Source organism: Verruconatronum alginivorum (assembly GCF_056590205.1).
This window is the reverse complement of sequence record NZ_JBWPVQ010000001.1, coordinates 3,845,276-3,866,702: the sequence shown is the minus strand read 5'-3', so window position 1 is coordinate 3,866,702 and position 21,427 is coordinate 3,845,276. Positions and strand designations below refer to the sequence as shown.

14 protein-coding genes are annotated in these 21,427 nt (G+C 60.5%); 7 read left to right on the top strand and 7 right to left on the bottom strand.

Annotated features, from left to right (window positions below; genetic code table 11):
- Positions 1–19: 19 nt before the first annotated feature.
- Positions 20–3,145 (bottom strand): type I restriction endonuclease subunit R, encoded by a 3,126-nt coding sequence (locus ACWUI2_RS13845; RefSeq protein ID WP_486983443.1) that lies wholly within the window; start codon positions 3,143–3,145, stop codon positions 20–22.
- A 1,122-nt stretch (positions 3,146–4,267) separates the two neighbouring features.
- Here ACWUI2_RS13845 and uppS point away from each other — a divergent pair.
- Genes uppS through ispG form a run of 5 tightly spaced genes read left to right on the top strand, consistent with a single transcriptional unit; the run spans position 4,268 to position 10,585 of the window.
- Positions 4,268–5,029 (top strand): polyprenyl diphosphate synthase, encoded by a 762-nt coding sequence (gene uppS / locus ACWUI2_RS13840; RefSeq protein WP_486983442.1) that lies wholly within the window; start codon positions 4,268–4,270, stop codon positions 5,027–5,029.
- Positions 5,026–5,874 carry a phosphatidate cytidylyltransferase gene (locus tag ACWUI2_RS13835; RefSeq protein ID WP_486983441.1) on the top strand — a complete coding sequence of 283 codons (849 nt, stop codon included), beginning with the start codon at positions 5,026–5,028 and terminating at the stop codon, positions 5,872–5,874. Before uppS ends, ACWUI2_RS13835 begins: the two co-directional genes overlap by 4 nt.
- A gap of 13 nt (positions 5,875–5,887) precedes the next feature.
- Positions 5,888–7,057 carry a 1-deoxy-D-xylulose-5-phosphate reductoisomerase gene (gene dxr, locus ACWUI2_RS13830; protein WP_486983440.1) on the top strand — a complete coding sequence of 390 codons (1,170 nt, stop codon included), beginning with the start codon at positions 5,888–5,890 and terminating at the stop codon, positions 7,055–7,057.
- Complete coding sequence (gene rseP / locus ACWUI2_RS13825; RefSeq protein ID WP_486983439.1) at positions 7,050–8,510, top strand: RIP metalloprotease RseP; 1,461 nt, start codon at positions 7,050–7,052, stop codon at positions 8,508–8,510. Before dxr ends, rseP begins: the two co-directional genes overlap by 8 nt.
- A 44-nt stretch (positions 8,511–8,554) precedes the next feature.
- A complete protein-coding gene (gene ispG / locus ACWUI2_RS13820; RefSeq protein ID WP_486985067.1) occupies positions 8,555–10,585 on the top strand; it encodes a (E)-4-hydroxy-3-methylbut-2-enyl-diphosphate synthase in 2,031 nt (676 codons plus the stop codon).
- 295 nt (positions 10,586–10,880) lie between these two features.
- On the opposite strand, the gene ACWUI2_RS13815 is transcribed toward ispG, so the two are convergent.
- From ACWUI2_RS13815 to ACWUI2_RS13805, 3 genes are all read right to left on the bottom strand, one after another.
- Positions 10,881–12,782 carry a family 20 glycosylhydrolase gene (locus ACWUI2_RS13815; RefSeq protein ID WP_486983438.1) on the bottom strand — a complete coding sequence of 634 codons (1,902 nt, stop codon included), beginning with the start codon at positions 12,780–12,782 and terminating at the stop codon, positions 10,881–10,883.
- Positions 12,783–12,804: 22 nt separating this feature from the next.
- Positions 12,805–13,782: a PocR ligand-binding domain-containing protein gene (locus ACWUI2_RS13810; RefSeq protein WP_486983437.1), complete on the bottom strand. Its 978-nt coding sequence runs from the start codon at positions 13,780–13,782 to the stop codon at positions 12,805–12,807.
- A gap of 83 nt (positions 13,783–13,865) precedes the next feature.
- Positions 13,866–16,520: a hypothetical protein gene (locus ACWUI2_RS13805; RefSeq protein ID WP_486983436.1), complete on the bottom strand. Its 2,655-nt coding sequence runs from the start codon at positions 16,518–16,520 to the stop codon at positions 13,866–13,868.
- 274 nt (positions 16,521–16,794) lie between these two features.
- On the opposite strand from ACWUI2_RS13805, the gene ACWUI2_RS13800 reads away from it, so the two are divergent.
- On the top strand, positions 16,795–17,553 hold the full coding sequence (locus tag ACWUI2_RS13800; protein ID WP_486983435.1) for a PEP-CTERM sorting domain-containing protein: 759 nt from the start codon (positions 16,795–16,797) through the stop codon (positions 17,551–17,553).
- A 52-nt stretch (positions 17,554–17,605) separates the two neighbouring features.
- On the opposite strand, the gene ACWUI2_RS13795 is transcribed toward ACWUI2_RS13800, so the two are convergent.
- The 3 genes from ACWUI2_RS13795 to ACWUI2_RS13785 form a co-directional block, all read right to left on the bottom strand.
- Complete coding sequence (locus tag ACWUI2_RS13795; RefSeq protein ID WP_486983434.1) at positions 17,606–18,352, bottom strand: cysteine hydrolase family protein; 747 nt, start codon at positions 18,350–18,352, stop codon at positions 17,606–17,608.
- On the bottom strand, positions 18,349–19,587 hold the full coding sequence (locus ACWUI2_RS13790; protein ID WP_486983433.1) for an allantoate amidohydrolase: 1,239 nt from the start codon (positions 19,585–19,587) through the stop codon (positions 18,349–18,351). Before ACWUI2_RS13790 ends, ACWUI2_RS13795 begins: the two co-directional genes overlap by 4 nt.
- A gap of 288 nt (positions 19,588–19,875) precedes the next feature.
- Positions 19,876–20,352, bottom strand: a complete 477-nt coding sequence (locus ACWUI2_RS13785) for a deoxycytidylate deaminase (protein WP_486983432.1) — start codon at positions 20,350–20,352, stop codon at positions 19,876–19,878.
- Positions 20,353–20,633: 281 nt separating this feature from the next.
- On the opposite strand from ACWUI2_RS13785, the gene ACWUI2_RS13780 reads away from it, so the two are divergent.
- Positions 20,634–21,386: a type II secretion system protein gene (locus ACWUI2_RS13780; protein WP_486983431.1), complete on the top strand. Its 753-nt coding sequence runs from the start codon at positions 20,634–20,636 to the stop codon at positions 21,384–21,386.
- Positions 21,387–21,427: the final 41 nt, after the last annotated feature.

The window sequence follows — 21,427 nt, the reverse complement described above, 5'->3', positions numbered from 1 at the left end:
GGGATAGATAGAAGAGGAATTATTGTTCGTAGGCGCTGAGTCCTGAGATGTCGCGGCCGCCGGCGCGTTTGGTGAGGAGGGGATATAAATCGGCCATGAGGGCGAGTTCGGCCTGGGTGCGGGCTTTCCAGCCGAGGTCGAGAGGGGCCATCAGGTCGCTGAGTTGCTCGCCGTCGAAGATCATGCGGTCGAGGATGCCGTCGACGAAGGTTTGCAGGGCGTCGGTGGAGAGGTGGTGCCGGGTGGCGATGGCGGCGAGTTCCTTTTCGTTCTTCTCCGCCTTGAAGCGGGTGTAGCCGTCGCGGATGGCGGTTTCGCTGAGACCTTCCCCCGCCTTGAGGGTGCTGATGTATTCGGAGATCTCCTCGCGCTCGTTCATGAACTTGGCGTCGGAGCTGATGAGGCCGATGAGCTGCTCGCGGCTCATCTTCTGCTTGCCGGGCTCCTGCTCGGAGAACCGGGCGATGAGGCCCATGATGTAGTCGTAATCGATGACGGCGGAGGCGAAGAGGACGAACTCGAAGTCGATCTGATCGATGGGGGAAGAGCCGACGGGGACGTCGGCGTTCCCGGGTTTTTGCTGGGCTTTGAGGCGCTGGGCGGTCTCCAGATAGGCGCCGCGGAAGCCAAGGAGGTTTTCCTTCGGCAGGATCTGCTCAATGGCGGCGGCGTCTTCTCCGGTGAGATCGGTGTATTGATCGAGCTGGGTTTTGAGGCGCTGGACCTCCTTGAAGTGATTGATGAAGGCGGCGCGGGCGGCGTCGCCCTTGAGATTAGGCACGGCTTCAGGGGCGGTGTCGAGGCCCTGGGATTTCATGAAGGCGTCGAGCTTCTGCACGGCGGTCTCCAGTTTTTGAATAACCACGGGAGCCGGATCCACGAGCCAGATTTGGCGGACCTGTTCGCTGCTCTTTTCCCCGGAGAAAAGGGCGATGGCGGCGTCGACGGCGTCCTGCTGCTGGCGGAAGTCGAGGATGTTGCCGTAGGGTTTGGCGCCGTTGAGCACGCGGTTGGTGCGGGAGAAGGCCTGGATCAGGCCGTGGTGCTTGAGGTTCTTGTCGACGTATAGGGTGTTGAGGTATTTGGAATCGAAGCCGGTGAGCAGCATGTCGACCACGATGGTGATGTCGATTTTCTGCGCGGCGGGGTAATCGGCGTTCGGCCACTGCTGGTCCTTGATGCGCTTTTGCACATCCTGGTAGTAGAGATCGAACTCGGAGATGCGGTGATTCGTGCCGTAGCGGGTATTGTAATCGGCGAGGATGGCTTTGAGCGCGACCTTCTTGCCCTCGGGGTCTTGCTCGTTGTCCTCCTTTTCCTGCGGCAGGTCTTCCTGGATCTGCTTCACATCGGGATCGCCCTCGGCGGGCGGGGAGAAGACGCAGGCGATATTCAACGGGGTCCAGTCGGGATCGGCGGCCTGTTTCGCGGCCTGCATTTCCGCAAAGAGCGCGTGGTATTCAATGGCGTCGTTGATGGAGGAAGTGGCGAGCAGGGCATTGAAGCGGCGTCCGCCGGTGGCGGCGTCATGTTTGCTGAGGATGGCCTCGATGACGGCTTTTTTCGCGGGAGCTTTTGCCGGGAGCGCCGACGTCCCCGTCGGCTCTTTCTCCAATGCCGACGAGGACGTCGGCGTTCCCGGGGTCGGCTTGTAGTAGTCGATGTGGAAGCGGAGGACGTTTCCGTCCTCGATCGCGTGGGTGATGGTGTAGGCGTGGAGCTGTTTCTCGAACAGGTCCTCCGTGGTCCGCATGGAGGCCTGGTCCTCCTCGATCTTCTGCAACGAGGCGTTTTCCTCGAAGATGGGCGTGCCGGTGAAGCCGAAGAGCTGGGCCTTCGGGAAGAACTCTTTGATCGCCTTGTGGTTTTCGCCGAACTGGGAGCGGTGGCACTCGTCGAAGATGAAGGCGACGCGCTTGTTTTTCAGGGACTCCAGGAGCGCGCGAAAGGTGCCGCGCCTGGGAGCGCCGGCGTTCCCGGCTCTTCGGCCATTGCCGACGGGGACGTCGGCGTTCCCAGAGAGCGCGAGGCCGAGCTTCTGGATGGTGGTGACGATGACCTTGTCCGCGTAGTCCTCGGAGAGGAGGCGGCGCACGAGGGCGGCGGTGTTGGTGTTTTCCTCGACGCAGCCTTCCTGGAACTTGTTGAACTCCTCGCGCGTCTGGCGGTCGAGGTCCTTGCGGTCCACGACGAAGAGGCATTTCTCGATGTCGGGGTTGTCCTTGAGAAGGGTGGAGGCCTTGAAGGAGGTGAGCGTCTTGCCGCTGCCGGTGGTGTGCCAGATGAAGCCGTTGCCGCTGTTGTCGTGGATGCACTTCACCATGTGCTTGACCGCATAGACCTGATACGGGCGCATCATGAGGAGCTTTTGCTCGCTGGCGATGAGCACCATGTAACGGCTGAGGGTGGTGCCGAGCGTGCATTTCACGAGAAAGGTGGCGGCGAAGTCGTCGAGGTGGGTAATCTTCTTGTTCGACTCGTCGGCGAACTGGTAGATCGGCAGGAAACGCTCCTCGGCGTTGAAGGCGAAGTGGCGGGCGTTGTTGTTGGCGAAGTAGTAGGTATTGTCGCGGTTGCTGACGAGAAAGAGCTGGAGGAAGCAGAGGAGGGTCTTTGTGTAGCCGTTGCCGGGATCGTTCTTATAATCGACGATCTGCTCCATGGCTCGGCGCGGGTTGATGCCGAGGGTTTTCAGCTCAACCTGGACGCAGGGCACGCCGTTGATGAGGATGAGCACATCGTAGCGATGGTGGCTGTTGTCGGTGTTGATCCGGAGCTGGGTGACGACCTCGTAGTCATTTTTGCACCAGTCGTCGATGTTGACCAACCGATAGTTCAGCGGGGTGCCGTCGTCGCGGGTGAAGGCGTTGATCTGGCGGAGGATTCTGGAAGCGGTGAAGACGTCGGGGGTGACGATCTCGTCGAGCAGGCGGGCGAACTCGCCATCGGTGAGGCGGACGCGGTTGAGGGACTCGAATTTCTGGCGGAAGTTCGCCTCCAGCGCCGCGCGGTCGCGGATGTCGGCCCGGATCGCGTATTTGAGGCCGCGGAGCTTTTCGATGAAAGCGGATTCGATGTCCTGCTCCCGGACCGCGAGGTCGTGACGTTCAGGGCTCGAATTGTAGGTGGAGTTTGAGGCTCTCATCGAATATTGGGGAGGACCTTAGCGCGGCTAACACGCCGTGGACAAATGTTTTTGCCCCCAAATCACGGATTGTTTGAGAAGGCCGGAAGACGTCAGGTCTTGACTCTTGTCAAATGCATATGGCTTTGGCCCTTCCCCGGTATCTGCCAAAGATGGACGCCGATGAATCGCGACGGAGCGAGGCCACTTCGGCGGGCTCAGCTCGCGGTTTCCACCGGACCGCATAAATGCGGAACTCCAACGAGGATGTAGCATGGTTCGAAAGAAGTGGGATTCGTTTGTTGAGTGGCCGGCCCTGGCTCGTCCCACTTTTTCCAAAGCTGGCTACAAGATTTTGCGTTCTTTTGCGCCTCTTTGCGGCGATGAAACTCATGGAGACTAATTGGCCTGACAGGGAAGAAGAGGTTTAAACCGCAAAGGCCGCGAAGAGCGCAAAGGAAAGAATAGAGGTAGCTCCGGCTCGGTTTTCTTCTCTCATCTTCGCGATCTTGGCGACCTTGAGCGAAGCCGGCGGTTTAGAATTCCGGATGGATGAGACGAATGATTTACCACATACGTTGGCTTTGTTTCAGTGTATTCCGTGTGTTCCGTGGTTAATTTCTCTTTTCTGCTCAGCTCTCCGTGATGTAAAGACCGCATAAATGCGGGACTCCAACCTTTTGCGCCGGAATGGGAGAGAAACCAGCCTCACCAGCCTTTGCTTCCTTTGCTTCCTTCTGTTAAATGAATCTCCCCGGCAACCTCAGCATCCAGTCCGGCTGCGGTCGGGCGGCGAAGCCAACCCGACTATGAAAACGCTCGCCAGATCGACCCGACGACACACCCCACCGCTCTGGCGAGCGGTCCCCCCCTCTCAAGAAGGGGAACTTTTTCATGCCGATCCCCTCTTGCGAGGGGGGACCATGCGCCAGCATGGTGGGGTGTGTGAGTAGTGGAATTGGCTTCGCCATGCGGAGCCCATCCTGCGGACCAGACGAAGCTGGTCCCTCCCCGGAAAGGGCGGGTCAACAAAATCGGGGCGTTTCCGAGACTGGCAATTGCGTTTCGCGGTTTTTTTTCCTACTCTCCCACCTTTCCCGTTGAAATCAGTGTCGTTCCAACCGTAAAGAGTCACCTTTTTTGATGAGTTCAGTGCCGTCGCGAGTTCCACAGCATGTCGCCATTATCATGGATGGTAATGGGCGCTGGGCGCGTGAACGCGGCTTGCCCCGGATCGAGGGCCACCGCAATGGTGCCAATTCCGTCAAGGAAATCGTCCGGGCCGCCGCCGACCTCAAGATCCGGCACCTCACCCTCTACGCTTTTTCGGTCGAAAACTGGCAACGGCCGCGCGACGAGGTCGACGGGCTGATGGCGATGCTCGAACAGTTTTTGCGCGATCAGACCAAGGAATTGGTTAAACGGAAGGTCCGTTTCCGCACCATCGGCCGGACCGACGCCCTCCCCGCCGCCGTCCGGGCCCAAATCGACCGGACCCTCGAAGCGACCGCCGCCTTCGACCAGTGGCACCTCAACCTCGCCCTCAACTACGGCGCCCGCACCGAAATGGCCGATGCCTTCAGGGCCTACGGCGAAGCGGTGGCGGCCGGACGCGAGGATCCGACCTCCTGCGACTGGGAGACGGTCAACAAATACCTTTACACCGCCGACCTCCCCGACCCCGACCTGATCATCCGCACCTCCGGCGAAACCCGGTTGAGCAATTTCCTCCTTCTTCAAGGGGCCTATTCCGAGATTTTCTTTTCCCCGGTCCTCTGGCCCGATTTCCGCCGCGACGAATTCCTGCGGGCGATCGAGCATTACGGCACCCGGGAACGCCGTTTCGGCCGCACCGGCGAACAAATTCAACAGGGTTCCGCCCCCTCCTCCCTCGCCATTCCGTGATCAAACGCACCATCAGCACCGTCGTTCTCTGGCTCGCCATCGGCGGGCTTCTTGCTTTTTTCGGGGCGCCCGCCGGCGCGCTGCTGGTGATCTTCCTCGCCGCCACCACCCAATACGAGCTTTACGGAATGCTGCAAAAAAGCGGCTTCCAACCGATGCGCGGCCTCGGGATCGCCCTCGGCATCCTCTATCTCGCCGCCGCCTATCTCGCCCCGGCTTTCCTCGCCAATCCCGCGCTTTACCAGATCGGTTTCAACGGCCTCGCCCTCGCCCTCGTCATCCTCGCCGTCGCCGTCGTGGTCACCAATCCCCCCAACCGGGTCAACACCCTCGTCGCCTCCTTCGCCGGCTTCGTTTACGTCCCGTTTCTGCTCCATTACTTCCTCCTGATCCTCCGGCTCCCGGCCGACGAAACCGCCGGATTGATCCTCGCCTTCTGGGTGGTGGTCCTGGTGAAATTCGCCGACATCGGCGCGTACCTCACCGGCACCTTTCTCGGCCGCAACAAGCTGGCGCCGACCTTGAGTCCGGGCAAAACCTGGGAGGGAGCCGCCGGAGGAGTCGTCATTTCCGCCGCGATGAGCGCCGCCTACGTCTGGTTTTTCCAACGCCAGGGCCTGATCCCGCCCGGCCTCACCCCCGCCACCGCCGCCGTCGCCGCCCTGCCGATCGCCGCCGTTTCCATCGTCTCCGATTTGGTCGAATCGGCTTTCAAACGGACCGCCAACGTCAAGGACTCCGGCCGGACCATTCCCGGCATCGGCGGTTCCTTCGACCTCACCGACAGCCTGATCCTGAGCGCGCCGGTCGCCTACGGCGTTTTACTGATCCTGACCGCCAATTGACCGTCCGCCTCCCATGAGCGATAGGAAACGCATCATTCTTCTGGGGGCGACCGGCTCCATCGGCGCCAGCGCGTTGCGGGTGATCGAGCAAAACCCCGACATCCTCGAACTCGCCGCCATCGCCTGCCACAGCCGTTTCGAGGATCTGGCCGCAATCGCCCGGCGCTTCAACGTCACCGAGGTCGCCGTCTTCGACGAAACCGCCGCCGCCAAAGCCCGCGAATCCGGACTTTTTCCGGCCGGAACGGAAATCCGGTCCGGGTTGTCCGGCCTGACCGAGCTCGCCCTGCTGCCGGAGGGAGACACCGTCTTATCGGCGGTGGTCGGCACCCTCGGACTCCGCCCAACCCTGGCCGCCATCGAGGCCGGGAAACACATCGCCCTGGCCAACAAGGAGATCCTGGTCCTCGCCGGCAAATTCGTCACCGCCGCCGCCGCCCGCCACGGTTCCCGGATCATCCCGGTCGACAGCGAGCACAACGCCATTTTCCAATGCCTCCAGGGGCACCCCCGCGCCGACCTGGCCCGGCTGATCCTGACCGCTTCCGGCGGACCGTTCCTCGACTGGCCCCTCGACCGCCTCGCCGAGGTGACCCCCGCCGAGGCGTTGCGCCATCCGACTTGGGCGATGGGGAGCAAAGTAACCGTCGACTCCGCCACCATGGCCAACAAGGGGCTCGAATTGATCGAAGCCGGCTGGCTCTTCGACGTCGGTCCGGCCGAGGTCGACGTCGTGGTCCATCCCCAAAGCATCGTCCACTCGATGGTCGAATTCCGCGACGGCTCGGTGATTTCCCAACTGAGCCCGACTTCGATGACCTTTCCGATCCAGCACGCCTTACTTCACCCGATCCGTCGTGCGAGCGTCGAAAAGGGACTCGATTTCAGCCAACGGCTCCAGCTCGAATTCCGTCCGGTGGAAGAGGCCCGATATCCTTGCCTTCGGTTGGCCCGCGAAGCGATGGAAACGGGAGGAGTCGCCCCGGCCATCTTCAATGCCGCCAACGAGATCGCGGTGGAGGCCTTCCTGGCCAATCGGCTCCCGTATCTTGAAATACCGGCGCTCATCCGTAATACGTTAGAGCTCTCGAACCATTTTGAACCTTCCGACCTCAATGAAATCCTTGAAGCGGACGCCGCCGCGCGCCGCGAATCCCTTCGTTTCGTGACCGCCCATGCTTGAGTTTATTTTCTCCAATTTCTGGCCCGTCGTCCTGATCATTCTCTTTTTCGGCGGCTCCATCTTCGTCCATGAATGGGGCCACTTTCTCGCCGCCCGCCGCCGCGGCCTGCTGGTGGAGCGTTTCTCGATCGGATTCGGCCCGAAGATCTTTTCCTGGACCCGCAACGGGGTCGAATACCGCCTCTCCTGGCTCCCGCTCGGCGGCTACGTCGCCCTTCCCCAACTGGCGGAAATGTCGGGCATCGAGGGGGAATCGGGCCACGACACCCGGCAACTCCCGCCGCTGAGTTGGTCGGACAAGATGATCGTCTCCGTGATGGGGGCCGTCTTCAACGTCATCTTCGCCATCCTCCTGGCCTGCCTGATCTGGTTCGTCGGCAAACCGACTTCCGAAACCGCCCTCAGCACCGGCGTCGGCTACGTGGTGCCGACCTTCGTCCTGCCCGACGGCACCGAAGTCGAGAGCCCCGCCCGGGAAGCCGGTCTGCAAAAGGGCGATCGAATCGTTTCGATCGACGGCAAACCGGTCACCCAATTCACCGACATTCCCCAACATCTCGCCACCGGCACCGGACGCGACCAGGCGGGCCGCGCGATGGCCCGGTTCGTGATCGAGCGCGACGATGAGTTGATCGAAAAGACGATTTACCCGCGCCTCTACGGCGACGAACGCCTCCGCCAGATCGGGATGGCTCCCCTGCACACCGTGGTCGTCGGCGGATTGATGCGCAACCTCCCGGCGGCGGAGGCGGGGGTCCGGCCGGGAGACGTCCTGGTCGAGATCGACGGAGAAGCGGTCTACTCGTGGGCCCAGGTTCATTCCCACATCCAGGAAAACGCCGAGCGCGACATCGCTTTCACCTTCGAGCGCGAAGACGAGGGCCGGGTGACAATTGCGATGACTCCCGGACGCCGGGAGGTCCGCGAAGGGATGGAAGTGGCCGATGTCGGCATCCAACCGGCCGCGCGGCCCGTTATCCTTTATCCGAATCCGGTCGAACAAGTCACGGACGTGGTCCGCATGACCTTCAACGTTCTCGGCGCCCTCCTCAATCCGGCTTCCGATCTCGGCGCCCGCCACCTGGCCGGACCGGCGGGGATCGCCCGTTTCTTCCACACCGCCGCCTCCATCGATTGGCGGATCGCGGTCTGGGTGGCGGTTTTGGTCAACATCAACCTCGCCATCCTCAATCTCCTGCCGATCCCGGTCCTCGACGGCGGACACATGCTTTACGCCACCATCGCCAAGCTCCGCGGCAAGCCGTTGCCCCCGAACTTCGTCGGCGCTTCCCAAAGTCTGTTCGTCATCGTCCTGCTCTGTTTTATGGTGTATGTGACTTATCATGACATCACCCGCTGGGTCCGCGACGCCGGCCAGGAGCGCTCCTACATCCAGCCGGAAATGGTCGAGGAGGAGAACGGCGGCAACGGCCGCGAAGGAGAGCCACAGTGAGCGACCACCACCTTTCCGCCGCCTCCCTTCCCTACTGCCGCTCGTTGACCCGGACCATCCGGCGCCGCGCCCGCGTGGTGATGATCGGCGACGTCGCCGTCGGGGGGAGCAATCCGATCCGTATCCAGTCGATGACGACGACCGACACCAAGGACGTCGCCGCCACCGTCGCCCAAAGCATCGCCCTGGCCGAAGCCGGTTGCGAGATCGTCCGCATCACCGCCCCGAACGCGACCGCCGCCCGCGCCCTCGGCGACATCCGCCGGGAACTCGACCGGCAAAAGGTGAAGGTCCCGCTGGTCGCCGACATCCATTTCCTCCCCGCCGCCGCGATGGAAGCGGTCGAACATGTCGAAAAGGTCCGGATCAATCCGGGCAACTACGCCGACCGCAAGAAGTTCGCCGTCCGGGAGTATTCCGATTCCGAATACGACGAGGAGCTCGAACGCCTGCACGAAGCTTTTTCCCCGCTGGTGAAGCGCTGCAAGGAACTCGGCCGCTCGATGCGGGTCGGCACCAACCACGGCTCCCTCTCCGACCGGATCATGAACCGCTACGGCGACACCCCGCTCGGGATGGTCGAGTCTGCGCTGGAGTTCCTCCGGATCGCCGAATCGCACGGCTACCGCGACATCATCCTCTCGATGAAGGCGAGCAATCCGAAGGTGATGATCCAGGCTTACCGCCTCCTCGTCGCCCGGATGGACCAGGAGAACATGGATTATCCGCTTCACCTCGGGGTGACCGAAGCGGGCGACGGCGAAGACGGCCGAATCAAGAGCGCCATCGGCATCGGCAGTCTCCTCGCCGACGGCCTCGGCGACACCATCCGGGTCTCGCTCACCGAGGATCCCGTTTACGAAATCCCGGTCGCCCAAGCCCTCGCCCGCCGGATCGAGGCCCAATGGAAATCCGACGACGCGGTCGACGAACCGGCCGAACCATGCAACTTCACCGCCACCCCCTACGAATTTCAGCGTCGCGAAATCCAGCCGTTGACCCTCGGAAACGCCACCGCGGTGGCGACCGCCGAACCGCCCCGAGTTTTGATCCGGTTGACCGAAACCGACTGGCGGGCCGCCGATTTCCCCCAGAAGCTCGCCGCCGCCGCCACCAAACTGAAGGATACGCCGGTGGAGGGATTGATCCTCCCGATCGCCTCCCGCGATCAACTGGATTCCGTCCTCCGGGCGATGACTCCGCTCGCCGGAAAAATCGAAGCGGTGGCGCTCGATTTGGCGCCCGGTTTCGATCTCGAAGAGATCGCGGGACTCGCGCTGCCCAAGTCGTCGCTTTCGTGGATTTTCGTGCGCCGGTTCGAAACCGCCGCCGAAGCCGATAAGTTGGACCGTTTCCTGGGCCTCGCCCGCGACACCGGCGCGATCGCCGCGCTCGATCTTCCCGGCGCGGTTCCGTCGGCCTTCGCCCCGGCGATCCGTTCCGCGACGGAACACGGCCAGCCGCTGATTTTCGCCCTCTCCCGTCCCCTCGGGGAGGTTCATGCGATCGGCGGCTACCGTTCGATGGCGGCGTTTTTGCGCGAACACAACCTCGGCGCCCCGATCTGGATCCGCAACACCGCCGCCAACTCCCTGCAACCGGCCACCGACTTCCTCGGCCACCTCCTGGAAGCGAGCATTTTGAGCGGAAGTCTGCTTTGCGACGGACTCGGCGACATCGTCAGCATCGAAACCGAGACCGATCTCGTTCGCGCCGCCCGGTTGACCTACAATGTCCTGCAAGGAGCCGGAGCGCGGATATCGAAGACGGAATTCGTCGCCTGCCCGAGTTGCGGACGGACCCTGTTCGACCTCCAGACGACCACCCAACGCATCCGTGAAAAAACCGGCCATTTGAAAGGGGTCAAAATCGCGATCATGGGCTGCATCGTCAACGGCCCCGGGGAGATGGCCGACGCCGATTTCGGCTACGTCGGCGGCGCCCCCGGCCGGGTCAATCTCTACGTCGGCAAAGAGTGCGTCCGCTACCACGTCCCCGCCGCCGAAGCCGACGCCCGCCTGATCGACCTGATCAAAGAACACGGCAAATGGATCGAGCCGGAGGTCGCCGTGTGACACAGACATTCCTGTCTGTGACGCGTCCCCGTAGTCGGGTTGGCTCCGCCGCCCGACAGCAGCGGGTTGGAACGTGGACCCCGGGTTTGATTTCGCGCGTCGCCGATGCCCTCGATGGGTTCCGACATATCGGACGCCACAAGGTGGGGCGGCAAAGCCAACCCCACTACGCTGGAGGCGCAATCCGCCGCCCGACAGCAACTGGTTGGGACCATTCCAGCATTGGCGAACCCGTCCTCGCTACATGGAATCCCCGTGATGCAGGAAGACAGGCAGGAATGCCTGTTTCACGCTTCTACTTAATCCAACTCGGAGTCACCGCGCGGGCGTGGCGGGAATGATCGATCTGAATGTGCACTTCGTGCAACTTCGCCTCGAGTTCCGCGAGGCGCTCCACCCGGCCATCCAGGTATTCGTTTAATCGATACCGCGTCGTCTCCAACCGCGCCCGCAATCCGCCGTAACGGCCGTCGATCACTTCCCATCCGAACGGCTTGAAGGTTGCCATCCAAAGATCGCGATGGGCTCGCCTGAGTTCGTCGATCCGTTCGTCGACCGCCGGAATATCCGAGGCGCAAATCTCGCGCAGCGTCTCCCGGTCGCCCGCGGCATACGCCTCCCCGATCCGACGGCGTAAGCCGCATTTCCGCTCCAGCACCCGGCAGAGTTTCGCGGGAAACCGCAGACGCCCGGCTTCCTCGTTCTCCTCAGACGCCGCTTCGAGTTCCTCCGCCAAATTCCGGTAATGCTCCTCGAATGTTTGCGGTTTAACCAACGGATCAAAAATCGCCAGCACAGGGTCTTGCCACAACAACATCTTCCCCAGATTCCCCAAGGAGGGCGGCTCCTCCGGCTGCTCCGGAATATCGACCCAGCTCGCCCGTATCCAATCCTTCAACACACCTCCGCATGCTCCGTGGAAATTCTCCGCCAGCCGATTTTCGTCGACCCCTCCCCGATAGGCGTGCTCCGCATACCGTTGAATCGCCGGGAGCATCGAAAACGGATCGCATTCGCCCCCGTCGTCGCCCCAACCGGTGCAGAACGCCTCCCGCAGACCTTTCTCGCGGGCCGCTCCCATCGCGGCGTCGATGGCGGCGAAGGCATACGGCAAGGCAGCCCAAAATCGGCTCCAGGTCCAGCTGCCGACCGCCAAAACCGGGAGTTTTCCCAGACTGATATGCCGGTCGATCCAATCCCGGTAAAACGCGGGGTCCAGGTGGTAATAATCCCAATACACCAATTGCACGTCGTCTGGGATCGTCTCCTTCACCCAGTCGGGAATTTCAGTCTGCGGATCGTAGTAGGTGTGATTTTTCGACCCGAGCCGGAAATACATGTCGCTCCAGATCATCGGCTTCAATCCGTGGGTCCGACAAATCTCGCCCACTTTTTTCAGGTGATCCTGCAGGATGGCGAACGCGCTCTTCTCCCCGTGCTTTTTCAGAAAATTCCCTTTGCCGATTCCCTGCGCTTCGTCCATTCCCAAGTGAATCCGCCGCGACCGGAAACAGCGGGCCACCGTCGCGATCAACTTTTCAATCAAGCGGTAGGTCTCCTCCTCCTCGGCCATCAGCACCCGTTCGGTGTCGCGGATCCCCGCGTATGCCGGCCATTGCAGGACTTGTTCCAAGTGCGCCAAAGTTTGGATACACGGAATCATTTCGATTCCGAGCGATTCCGCGAAGTGATCCATCTCCCGCAGTTCTTTCTCGCTGTAGGCGCCGCGCAAATATCCCCAGAACGGTTCGCCATCCACCTGGTAGGTGTCTTCCATGTAAAGCATCACCGTGTTGATACCCATCAGGGCGAGCCGGCAAAAAAACGATTTCGCCATCTGCGGGGTCAACACCGCGTTGCGCGACACGTCGATCGTCGCTCCCAAGGTCGTGAACGAGCAGTTTTCGCTTTCCGAAAAAAAATCCGGACCGATCCGGGCACCGAGGATCCGCCCGAGAGCGCGAAAGGCGTCAACCGGCTGACAAAAGCGCACTTCGCAGACTCCGTCCTCCAACCGCGCGGCCCAATTCGTCTCCCCGGCTTCCAGCCGGAATTCCACCAGGATCGTTCCTTCCGCGGAATCGTCGAAGCACTCCGAAAACTCCTCCCGAATCGCCCACAACCCCTTCTCGATTTCAACCGGGACTCCATCCCAATTCACCCGTATTTTGTTTCGAAGATTGTTCATCTTGCTCATAGATTTTTTGGTAGCTCCCCGTTTAAGTTTCAAACCGCTCCAACATGAACGCCCGGGGGTAGCGGCGGAAAAATTGGTGGGGGGTCATTCCGGTGAACTTCTTGAAGGCGCGTTGCAAAGAACAACCGTCTTCGTAGCCGACCGCCACCGCCGCTTCCTCGATGGTATAACGGTTTCGTTTGATCAAATAAAACACCGCGTTCAATCGGCATTCCAGGAGACATTGCCGGTAACTCATGCCCGCCACCTTGTGAAACTCGCGGCTGAAATGCGATTGGCTCATCCCGACCGCCCGGGCGATTTCGCCGGCCGAGACCTTGTTCCAATAATTCTTCCGGATCAGCTCGATCGCCTTTAAAATCCGTTCATCGCCTTTCGCATGAAGATCGACTTGAAGCCGGTCGAGCAACGGGGTCGGCAACTGCTCCACATCCACGTTGCCGGGAGGAAGCGCCTCATAAGCGTTTTTCCCATGAACCCAATATTCCCGTTCGGCCTGCAAGGCGCTCAACTGCTCGGCCTGCTCCAGATAATCGGTGATCACGCCCAGGATGGTTCCCATCTTCGCCAACTCCTGAGGCGGCACCGTCCTCACTGTCGCGACCATTTCACCGAACTCCTTTTCCCCGTATCCATATCGCACACGCAATTCCTCCAAAACACGGGCGGTTTTCTCCGGATCGTCGATAAAGACTTGCCCGATGAAGACGGCACCGACTTGGCGGCCGTCGACTCGAACCGGCAAAATCAGATCGGTCAAGCCGGCGTGGCAGGTATGCAGCAGCGGACGGTCCATCGCTCCGGCCCGTTCGGTCCGCAGATTTTCGGTTTGAATGCATTTCGCATACGCTTCCGGATTGCTCTTCACGAAGTGGCAAAACTTGGAATCGTGGATACAAAGACGGCGCGGGACCCGCAACTTGGGCGACTCATTAAGAAAGAAGCTCAAATCATAAATGCAGATACGCATGCCGGTGAGCTTCTCCAGCTCATCGATCATCGTCTCGAGCGGCGTTTTGGACGCTGGCGGAATGTCGGTTGGAAGGGTGGCCCCGTTCGTTGCCCTCTTTGTTTCCTTGACCATCACTCGCTCGATTCCGGTTCCACCACCAGGCGGATGAACGCTCGATCCAACCCGAGGGACCCGACGATCCGCTCCAGTAAATAGTTCACTCCGGCCTGCTCTTCTTCTCCGAGACTTTCGGTCCGATCGTCCCGCCAATTTCGGAGGTCTTCGGAAACCTCCAACCGCCATTCCGTCCCTTCCGCTTCGCTCGCGATGGGAAACCGGACCACCGCCTCTCCTTGCCGGAACTCGACCTGCGGGAAACGGACCGTCGCCGGCTTCCGCGGATTCAACCCAAACATAAATTTCATCAGGTTCGGCATTCCGTCGTCGACGAACGAAACCGCGTTCCCACTACGCTCCGGATCCTCCAGCTCCCGCGGCGTAAACCATTTCGTCCTCCACCGGACCAATGGACTCAACTGAATGTAACGCAACTTCACCGAATCGACCCGACCCTCGATTCGATATTGCGGGTTGGGAAACTGCCCCCGGAGATAAAGGTTGTTCGCGTCTTCGTCCCAGACGATCAAGCTTCCATCTCCGGCGGTGATCCCGAAGCGAACCCGGTCAAATCGCACCACACCTGGCATCGGGATTCGCCCCGTATCCCAGAGCGTGGCTCCTTCGGCCGATTCGATCCGCGTCCGGATGTAGTGGCCCGGTTGGTACGACGCCCTTACTTTGAAATTCTCCGACGCCCGCATCGGAAGGGCCAGGTCTTCCCGGACGAAATGCCCCTCGTCGTTCCTCGCGGTCAGGACCAAATAGGCGGCGGTGTCCCCGTCTCCCCGGAATACCTCGAGCTGAAGCATCGATGACCCACCCCCCTCGGTGAGGCCGACCGACAACCGTCCATAAGGATTCACCGTTTCGAGATGAAGGTCGAACTCAAGATCGACCGCGGAATCCCCGGAAGCCGGAACCGCCAACAACGCCGCTTGCCGGTTCCCGTGGTATCCAGGATTTCCCGACGAATCGTATTCATAGGTGAAATTCGGTTCGGCGGTGAAGTCGACTTCGAAGAGGTCGGAGGTCGTACCGGAAATCGGCCACGGATCCTCCGCTCCTGGCCGCACCGACGGCGGTTCTTCCGTCCACAGCAGAGGTGGACCGATCACTTGGACGCCGGTCCCGGCGACTTCCGTGACCGGCAGGTCGTCCGGCGAATGCCCCGGCTTCCGGATGGACTCACCGGGTTGCAAAACCGGAACCGGGACTTCCGTCGGTCCGCCCCCGTCGGCCAACTGGAGCCGGACGACGGTCGGAGGCGTGGCAAACGCACCAATGTTCTCGACTCGGAGTTCCCCGGTTTCATCCACTTCCGCCCGCACCACCGGACCGACAAAGTATCGCCCCAGATACTCGTCGATGTATTCGTATAATTCCGCCGGCGCCGCGCCAAAGAAACTGACTCCGGAAGCCTCCGGACTATTGAAACGGACAAAGTGAAGCTGGCGCCGCAGTTCCTGGGGCGTGGTGATCCAGGTCTGTGACAAGCCGAGGCAGATCAGGGACTTTTCGACCAAATCGTGTGTCACGGCCGAAGCCCACCGATTCCGGATACGACTGTAGCCGTTGCGCGCACTGGTTTCATACGCTTCAATCAACACCCGGTCGGCCGCCTCCCGCAGGCCCCGGACCAGTTTCTCCCGGTCAATCATCGGCACCACGTAAGCCGCGATATACAAATCCGGACGCCGTTCGCGGGTCAGCAGCAACGCATCTCCCATCACATCGCGACTTTCGGGCTGTCCGGTGATTTCGTCGATCAGGATGCCGGGCCAATCCCACTCGGAATCCTGCAGCCAATGGTCAGCCATCGTCTCAGGGGTGTTGAATCCCTGATCGAAAGCCCACCGGCCACCCCGCCACCGTTGGGCTCGCACCCCGCGCTCCGTCCAATAGGCGATGTCCTGTCTCCGGTTGACCAATCCTTCCGTCGCATGCTTCGGTTCATGCACCAGCGACCAATGATGAAAATGGAATTCCCGGACGATTGGCGGCAAGATTTCCAAATACGGCTTGTTGGTCGGGTGGTTCGGGGAATGGAAGATGTAGCGGTTGACCTTCCCTTCGGCGTTCGGCAGTGCCTCCTCCTGGCGGATCTGGAACCGGAACGCGACTACCTCCCCCTCGGCCGCCGCCGTATTGACGAACTCGGTGACGTCCAACGAAATGAACCGCTCCACCGGCGTCGCCACGGTCACCACCGCCGGATAAACCAGCGAAACGTGTGTCGCGTCGTAATCCGCGGGACTCGCGGCGACTTCGGTCCGTTCGCGGTAACCATAGAGGTCGACGATCAAATCGATCGTTCCACCATCGACCTCGACGTTCGACGTGTTGCCCGCCGCGCCAAAGAAGAAATTCAAGTTCACCCGGCGACCCGCCGCGACCGCCTGCCGCGCCTCCGCATCGAGAAGAAACGGCCAATAGGCCCGCGCCTGATTCGCGTCGGTTTGAAACTCGCCCACATGGCTCAAATGGTGCGCCGTGTTCACTGAGTCGCCAGTTCCGTCGCGATTCGTATCCAGAATCACACGACCGGCTTCGTGGGCGACCACGACCCAGGTCTCCTCATCGGCCGCCACCGGTTGCGGAAGTCCGCCACAAACCAAACAGACCAGTCCCAACAGTCGGTATGCGAGCATTTTTGATTTTTCGTTCATTGGTTTCCTCCCGGCGTGCGCTTTCCCCCCATTCTACCGAGCGAAGCCGGCCACTCCCAATGATACTTCCGACCCATTTTTCTAACATTTTTTGCGCCCCTCTCCCTGGATGGTCGAAAGAGGCGGACTTTCCCCGCAACCTCCGTCTACCTCCACAACCCAATATCCGCAAAAAATATCATGAATCTTGATAAAGCCCGCCATAGATTTTCCGGGATGGGTTTATTAGACTTCTCCGGCAACTTCCCTGTTCCCGGTTTATCACCATTACGATATGAAACTACAATACCGCCCTCTCCGTCTCCACCTTCTCAGCGTAGTCGCCGTCGCCGCCCTCCTGGCACCCGTTGCAGCCACGGCCAACACGATCATCATCGCCAACCCGCTCGACCGGATGGTCCGCGATACGAATGGCAGCGGAACCGGCGACGCTTTCGGTAACGTGGCCGGAACCCTCGCCCACGTCGGCGAGGTCGGATCGATCGACGGAGAGCAGGGACGCTATTATCTCCCGTTCGGCCTCCTTTCGTCGGAACAAACCGCCGCGATTCTCAACGCGCCGAACACCCCGAATGCCATCACCCTCAATATATCCCTCGGGGAAAAGTCAGGGGTTTCCAATGTCGCGGTCGGTGAGGAGACGCTCAATCTAACGGTCGACATTTACGGCTTCACCAACCGGACCACCCTTGAAGCCAGTCACACCGACTACGAGAATACCTCGGTCGTTCTTTTGCATGGACAGGCGGTCACCACCTCGACGCCAAACGGCTTTCTGAGCTTCGACATCACCGACTTCGCCAAACAGGAAATGGCCGCCGACCACACGATCCTCGCCTTCCGCTTTCAAATCAGCCAACAAAACGCGCTTCCCAATTCCGACGGCCAATGGAACCGTTATATTTTCCATACCGCGGACCACGCCAACAAACCGTACATCGAAGTCATTCCGGAGCCCTCCACCTATGGGTTTCTTCTGGCCACCGCCCTTTTCGGTTTGATTGCCTTTCGCAAGCGGTTGGGAAGCCGCTAAAAAAAAGCGGCGCGCTTGAGCCGTCGTCACCTGGAGCCGTCAGCGACGCTGGTCACTCGGTCACATACCGATCGATTTCACGGATCGCCTGGTCCGTGTCGATCACCCGGGCATAACGGTCGCGGAGGGTGGCGATGGTGGCGTCGTGTAACTCGGGGGTCACCGTCGCGCAGCCGTCGTGGACCAGGCTCACGAGGAACCCGAGGTCGCACGCGGCCCGAATCGTCGTGTCGACACACTCGTTGGTGTAAACACCGACCACAAACAAGGCGTCGATGCCAATATTCTTCAATACGTAAAACAGGTTGGTGGTCGAAAACACCCCACTGGACGTTTTGTTGATGACCATTTCGTCCCCGACGGGCGCTATCTCGGGCAGAAACTCCGCTTCCTTCGATCCCGGCGGGGCCAGGATTCCGAGCCGTTTATGCCCGGCGCTGCGATCGCGTCCGTCCTGGGTGAGCGATTGAATCCGGGTATGGATCACCTCCAAATCGTGCTCCCGGAAATGGCGTTGCAACCGGGCGACGTTTGGCACGACCACTTGATCCAACCGGTCGAAATAATAATCCTGCGCTTCAGGTGAAACGCCGTTCGCCATTCCGTCGGCGAACATCCCGTAGCCACGGGCCGCGTCGAGATATTGCAGATCGATCACCAGCAGAGCAGTGGCATGTTTCTTCAGATTCCGGATGTGTCCCGGATTCTCCACCACCGATTCGTGATACGTTTCGCGAAGGGGATCGATGCTGATTGGATCAATGACCGGTTCACGGTCGGCGGATTTGGATGAGCTCATGAGTTCGATAATTCAGCGGGAGTTAAATTGGCCAAAGTCAAAATAGTTTGAAGGGCGACATTCGCGCCGTCTTCGATGTCCTTCCAGGCGGTCCATTCGGCGGGCGAATGACTCCGCCCCCCTTTGCTTGGAACGAAGATCATTCCGACCGGTGCGACGTGCGACATCACCTGACTGTCGTGCGCCGCTCCGCTCGGCATCCGCAGGGAGGGAAGGTTCAACTCGTTCACGTTCCTCTCGATCGCCTGGATGATCGGGGTCGCGCACGGGACCGGTTCCACCCGGCTGAGGATTTCGAATTCGAACATCAACGAACGGCGCCGTGCCAGCGTCGACAACACCCGGCGGAAACCGTCGTGCAACTCCTCCAGCTTGTCGGGAACAATGTCGCGCACATCGAGCGAAAAGACCACTTCGCCCGGAATCGTGTTCGCCACCCCGGGAATCAAATCGACCTTCCCGATCGTTGCCCGAGCCGCTCCGCTCCCATGTTCTTCAAGAATCCGGGGGATTTCTCCGGCGAATTCCGCCAATCCCATCAACGGATCGCGCCGCATATTCATCGGAGTCGTCCCGGCATGGTTTACCACTCCGCTCAATCGGACCGACCATTTGAACAAACCGGTGATCTGCTCGACCACCCCGATACTGATCCCGGCCTCATCCAGCACCGGCCCTTGCTCAATGTGGACCTCCAGGAAAGCCGCGATCGTGTTCGGATCCCGTCGCGCCGCCAAAACGGCCATCGGCTCGAACCCATGATGCGCCATCGCCTCCGCCAAACTCACTCCATCTAAATCGCGCGCCTGCATGATCCGCTCCGGATCGAGTTCTCCGGTCAGCGCCTCGGATCCGAGCAAACCACCGAAACGGCCTTCCTCGTCACTAAACGCGATCATCTCCACCGGCAACCGGGTCTCGATTTCCTCTTCCTTGATTCGGCGAAGACATTCGAGCCCGACCAAAACCCCGAGCGCTCCGTCCAGTTTCCCTCCGTTGGGAACACTGTCGAGGTGCGATCCGATCAAAATCGACGGCCCTTCGCCGCCGTCGACCCTGCCGGTCACGTTAGCCGCCCCGTCGATCGCCCCCTCGATGCCGGCTTCCTCCAAACGGGTTCTCAACCACTCCCGCCCTTGCATATCGGCGTCGGTGAATGCCATCCGGTAAACCCCGCCATCCTCTTCCTGTCCGATCGCCCCCAACTCCAGAATCTCTTTCTGGAGCCGTGTCATATCGATGCAAATTTTTTCCCGCGTTCTCCCCATATCACAAAAAAAGAGACGGACCTTCATTTCCGCCCATCTCTTTCATTCTGCCTGCAAACAGGTAACGGGGCAACCCCCGATTTGCCCCCGGATTTACCGAGCGCCCCCTACCCTCAAGAAAAGACTTCTCAGACATTCCCCTCTTTGAGAGGGGGACCGCTCGCCAGAGCGGTGGGGTGTGTCCCAGTTCCCCTCTTGAGAGGGGGGGACCATGCGCAAGCATGGTGGGGTGTGTAACCGTCTCTTCTTCAACTGCTAAAACCGCACGATCCCGACACCGGCCTCCGCCAGAATCTCGGCCACCAACGGATCATTCTTGTAATCAACGTGGTATTTGATCGTGCGAATCCCCGCCGCCGCCAAAATCTTCGCGCAACTGATGCACGGGAAATGAGTTACGTAAGCGATCCCCCCGCCGACGTTGATGCCGCGGCGGGCCGCATCTGAAATCGCGTTTTGCTCGGCATGGACCGTCGCTTGTTCGTGACCGTCCCTCACCCGCGAGAGATGAGGCGTGCCCGGCAAAAAACCGTTGTAACCGGCCGCGATGATCCGATTCTTTTCATCCCCCCCGGAAACGATGACACACCCCACATGCAGACGTTCGCAAGCCGACCGCGACGCCAGCAACACGGCGGTCGCCATAAAATAATCATCCCACGACGGCCTTCCCTCCAATCCCGCCGTCACCCCCATGACTTGATCGACCAAACTTTGGACACCCGTCTCCATGCGTCCATTCAGAGCCCTTCCCGGCGAGAGGCAAGCCGTTTCCCGCCCCCCCGCCGATCCAAGCGCTCTTCCCCGGCCCGCTCCATGGCCTTCCGCCTAAAGATTCCCCGAATATTTTTCTTGCCTCATTCGCGTCGATGCCGCTTAGATTCGTCAATTCCTGGTATTTCTCGCGTTCAATCGCGAATTCTATCTTTTTTTGCGGGAATCGTGAAAAAGGGGAGAAACTAGTGATAGAAGTAGGAAATTCTCTTTTGGAAAGTCCAATCACAAACGCAACTATGAAGAAAATAACACCCGCTAAGCAGGGTTTCACCCTGATCGAACTTTTGACCGTTATCGCAATCATTGGCATTCTTGCCTCGATTCTTATCCCGACCGTCGGCCGCGTCCGCGAATCGGCCCGTCGGACGGTTGATGCCAGCAACATCCGCCAGATCGGACAAGCTGCTCTGATCTACGCCAATGACAACCGCGAGCGTCTCCCGCCGCAGAACCTCGGAGCGATGGCCAACGGCGCGTTCCCGAACGGATCCACCACGATCCGGGAATTTGCCGCCGCCCTCGCCCTGAACGGTGGTTTGAACGACGCGCAAATCTGGTATTCCGGCAGTGACTCCCGCCGTCCCAATCCCAATCCGTCGACCGTGTTGAACAACACCCGTCAGAGCTACCATACCGATTTCACGCCAGCCAACGCGAACAACATCTCGTTCCAGGCCTTCACCGGCTTGACCATGGGAATGCGTTCCACTACCCCGATCGCCGTGACTCGTGGTATTCAACAAAACGGCGAGTGGGCCAACACCGAAGCGAGCGTCTACCGCAGAGACGGCGGACACATCGTCTTCTTGGGCGGAAACGTCGCCTTCTACCGGAACCTCCTGAACGACAATCGTCTCGTGGGCGGCACCGGAACCGACGGACGGACTTCCAACATCCTGGAAGCAGTCCAGGCAGCAGCGACCCCGGCGGATCGCCAACTGCTGGCGGTTGGCGCCGGCACCTTCTCGGGTAACGCCGCTGGCAACTAAGCCGCTTCAGTAAAGATTCATTCTTCAAGAGCCAGGTCATC